We start from the raw sequence: 3,811 nt of genomic DNA on the forward strand, positions 1-3,811 counted from the left end.
GACGTGTGCTCTTCCGATCTTGCTGGCCAAGTATAACACGGATAAGAGCAAGGAGCCCGGCATGGGCACGGTCTTCGCCGGCTGTATGCCCTACGCCATCGCCACATTCGCTGCCGAGCTGATCATCCTGGCCATCTGGTGGGCGCTGAAGCTCCCTCTGGGTCCCGGCGTCTCCATGCTGGTGGGCTGATCTCCCGCACCGATATACCTCTCTCTTCTCTCAGCAACTCGCAGCGGCGCAATGCGCCGCTGCGAGTTGCGCCGCTGCGAGTTGCGCTGAAAAAAATGATGTGATAAAATCGAAGCTGTCATGAAGGAGGCCTTTTATGGAAGAATTTTCATGTATAAAGATCCGCTCCGCCGACCCCTTTGAGCGGGGAGCGCAATATGGCGCCCAGGCGCGGGATCTGATCCGCCTGGGGATCCAGGGTTATCAGCGCCACTTTTCCAAGACGCTTTCCGCATCCTGGGAGGATATCCTGAGGCGGAGCCATCTGTACCTGGGACTCCTGGAACGGGACTTTCCCGCCGAGCTGGCAGAGGCCCGGGGCATTGCGGCGGGCAGCGGCATAGACCTGGACGCCATCATGGCCTTGAACTGCCGGTATGAGATCCTGAAGCTGAAAAACCTCCATCAGGAGAAGGAGTGTACCAGCGGCGCCGTGCTGCCGGAGGCCGCCCGGGGCGGCGGGACCTACCTCATCAAGAACTGGGACTACCGCCCCTGGGTGGAGGACCACGTGGTGATTGTTGACATCGACGATCTGAACGGGACCCGCATCGTGGGCCTCACAGAGGCCGGCCAGCTGATCCGGGACGGCATGAACAACCACGGCGTCAGTGTCTGCGGCAATAACCTGACCTCCGTCTTTGACACGGGCGAGGTAGGGGCTCCGGTGACCTTCGTCCGCCGAAAGGCCCTGAACTGTCGGGATTTCGCCCAGGCCTATAACGTGGTGAAGAGCAGTCCCCGCGGGGTTTCCTGCAACATTCTGGTGGCCTCAGCAGAGGGGAAAGCGGTGGACCTGGAGGCAACACCCGGCGGCGTATTCGAGCTGACACCGGAAAACGGTATCGTCACCCACGCCAACCACATGGTGGCGGGGGCGGAGTACTGCACCAATCACGGCAGCAAATTCCGGGACGCCGTCCTGCGCCGCCGCCTCATGGAGCGCCGCGGGGATTTGGATCTGGAGACGCTCCGCTCCTGCCTTACAGACCACGAGATGAAGCCCGGCTGGCCCACGGAGTACCCGGAATCTGACTGCCTGGAGGCCGTGTGCAGCCATGTGCCCCACGGGGACATCGACCTGGATAAAGTCTGGAAGACCATCGCCTCATCCATCTACGATCTGAACGGCAGGACCGCCTATCTCTGCAAGGGCTGCCCATGCCGGGGACAGTTTATCCCATATCCGCTGTGACAGGAGGAACGAATGATCGATAATGAACGCGTACTGCGCACTTTTTTAGAGTATGTCCAGATCGACAGTGAGACCCACCATGAAGGGGCCATGACGGAACGCCTGGCGGCGGATCTGCGGGCCCTGGGACTGGAGGTCTACACCGACCAGGCGGGCAGGGCGCCGGGGGTGGACTCCGACGGCGCCAACGTCTACGGTTTTCTGGAGGGGGAATCCGGGCGTGATCCCATCCTCTTCAGCGCCCATATGGACACCGTGACCCCGGGGCAGGGCATCGATCCCATCATTGAGGACGGGTATGTCAGGACCCGGGGGGACACCGTGCTGGGAGCTGACGACAAATCTGGCGTGGCGGCCATCATGGAGGCGCTTCGGTGCCTCGTGGAGAGCGGCGCGCCCCACCGTCCGGTGGAGGTGGTCTTCACCATCCGGGAAGAGGGAGGGCTCTTCGGCTCGGCCAACCTGGAGTATGGGCGCATCCGCTCCAAATACGGCGTAGTGCTGGACGCCAGCAATGACGTGGGCAAGATCGTCACCAGCGCCCCGGGGCAGATCCGGCTGTATGCCGACATTTGCGGAAAGCGCTCCCACGCCGGCTCCGATCCGGAGAAAGGCGTCAGTGCCATCCAGGCGGCTGCCGTGGCCGTCAGCCGGATGAAGCTGCAGCGCATTGACGAGGAGACCACCGCAAACATCGGCACCTTCTCCTGCGTCGGCGCCACCAATGTGGTGCAGGATCATGTTACCTTTGCCGCCGAGGCCCGCAGCCGTGACCCGAAGAAGCTGGAGGCCCAGCAGGCCCATATGCTCCGGTGCCTGCAGGAGGCCTGCAGGGAGTACGGGGCACGGCTGGAGCACCGGGTCCAGAGAAGCTATCACAGCTACGGCTTTCCGGACAGCCACCCCCTGGTGCGCCTGCTGATGGAACGGTGCCGGGACATCGGCGTGGAGCCCTGGACCACCTATACCGGCGGCGGCACCGACGGCAACAATTTCAATCTCCACGGCATTGAGACCGTGGTACTGGCCTGCGGGATGGAGCTGGAGCACACCACAAACGAACAGATCCGCATTCAGAATTTGGAGGACGCTGCCCGGCTGGTTCTCAGCATTATGCGGGCGTAAGCGGATAGGAACCGGATGCGCAAATATGGCAAACCTCCAAAAGTATTCTGGACAGCACTTCCAGAGGCGAGTGATTCAGGATCAAAAAAGGATCTTATCGGTCATATTGTGGAAGACCCTATGTTCTCTGATTCGGTTCTTCTCTCTGTTTGTATCGCTCTATCCCCAATCTCACCACCGGGGCTTTCGGGGAGAAGATGGATGGAGATAAGGTAGAATAAGTTTTGCAAAAACACAAAAAGACATAGTTTGCAGCCCTCTGGTAGAATGAAGCAGCGACACACCATTCTGAAGGGAGTCTACAAATCATGTCCGAGAAGATTGTACAGCTAAACGAGGAAGTAATCAAGGGGCAACTGAAGGAATTAGTGCGAGACAGTGTAGAGGAAACGCTGAACGAACTGCTGGAAGTGGAGGCAGAGAATCTGACCCAGGCGGCACGGTACGAACGTAATGAGCAGCGGCAGGGAGATCGCAGCGGTCACTACAGACGTAATCTCACCACAACTTCGGGGGATGTCACCCTGAAGGCACCCAAACTCAAAGGAATCTCTTTTGAGGCTGCCATGAAGGAGATGTTCCGGGACGTCATCCAGACGGTCATGGAGGTAGAACTGGACGAGGAGCTAGGGCGGGAGCGGTGCCAGCGGGCGGCGGAGTCCGAAGGCAGACCCAACTACCGCAACGGCCACACGCGCAAGACCGTCAAGACCCAGCTTGGTCAGGTGGAGATCCGGGTTCCCCGGGATCGGAACGGCAGCTACGAGCCGAAGATTATCGGGAAATACAACCGGAATGCGGACGGCATGGAGGATAAGATCCTGTCGCTCTACGCCTGCGGCATGAGCCAGCGGGACATTGCCGAGCAGGTGAAGGAGCTGTACGATGTGGAGATTTCCCCGGAGCTGGTGACGAAAATCACGGAGAAGATCATGCCGGAGGTTACAGCCTGGCAGAACCGGCCTCTGGAGGCGGTCTATCCCTTCATTTTTATGGACGCCATCCACTACAAGGTCAAAGAGTTAATCCAATTGTCGACAGCGTGCTGGGCAGCGTCAGTTGTGCCGGTGAACACTGTGAGGTTGTCACCGAAACCATAGGGGTAACCGGCATCTGCGGCGGCTTTACTCTCCTCCGGGGCGTGGTGCCAGGTGCAGCGCTGGTTGGAGCAGGCTTGGGCGGCGTTCATCAGGGCCTCATTGACCGCCAACTCTGACACTCCATTGGCCTTTCTGGTCTGGTTGATGAGGCGGATCATCTCC

The 3,811-nt window shown here is 59.9% G+C and carries 3 protein-coding genes and 1 pseudogene; 3 read left to right on the forward strand and 1 reads right to left on the reverse strand.

The window, feature by feature from the left end; translation table 11 throughout:
- Window positions 1-326: 326 nt before the first annotated feature.
- The 3 genes from QZ326_RS11785 to QZ326_RS11795 all read left to right on the forward strand — a co-directional run bounded on the left by QZ326_RS11785 (window position 327) and on the right by QZ326_RS11795 (window position 3,649).
- On the forward strand, window positions 327-1,424 hold the full coding sequence (locus QZ326_RS11785; protein ID WP_295745441.1) for a C45 family peptidase: 1,098 nt from the start codon (window positions 327-329) through the stop codon (window positions 1,422-1,424).
- A gap of 12 nt (window positions 1,425-1,436) precedes the next feature.
- Window positions 1,437-2,549, forward strand: coding sequence for a M20/M25/M40 family metallo-hydrolase (locus QZ326_RS11790; RefSeq protein ID WP_295745443.1), 1,113 nt, complete (start codon window positions 1,437-1,439; stop codon window positions 2,547-2,549).
- 308 nt (window positions 2,550-2,857) lie between these two features.
- Window positions 2,858-3,649 (forward strand): transposase, encoded by a 792-nt coding sequence (locus QZ326_RS11795; protein WP_295745446.1) that lies wholly within the window; start codon window positions 2,858-2,860, stop codon window positions 3,647-3,649.
- On the opposite strand, the pseudogene QZ326_RS11800 reads toward QZ326_RS11795, so the two are convergent.
- Window positions 3,571-3,811: pseudogene (locus QZ326_RS11800) on the reverse strand (CAP domain-containing protein); the annotation flags it as partial. The gene QZ326_RS11795 and the pseudogene QZ326_RS11800 overlap by 79 nt on opposite strands.

The organism is uncultured Oscillibacter sp., from assembly GCF_910587525.1.
Lineage (GTDB): Bacteria > Bacillota > Clostridia > Oscillospirales > Oscillospiraceae > Oscillibacter.

What these genes read in the sequence shown, in the direction of transcription:
- QZ326_RS11790 (WP_295745443.1), top strand. Translation starts at nt 1,437, where the DNA reads ATGATCGATAATGAACGCGTACTGCGCACTTTTTTAGAGTATGTCCAG.
- QZ326_RS11795 (WP_295745446.1), top strand. Translation starts at nt 2,858, where the DNA reads ATGTCCGAGAAGATTGTACAGCTAAACGAGGAAGTAATCAAGGGGCAA.
- QZ326_RS11785 (WP_295745441.1), top strand. Translation starts at nt 327, where the DNA reads ATGGAAGAATTTTCATGTATAAAGATCCGCTCCGCCGACCCCTTTGAG.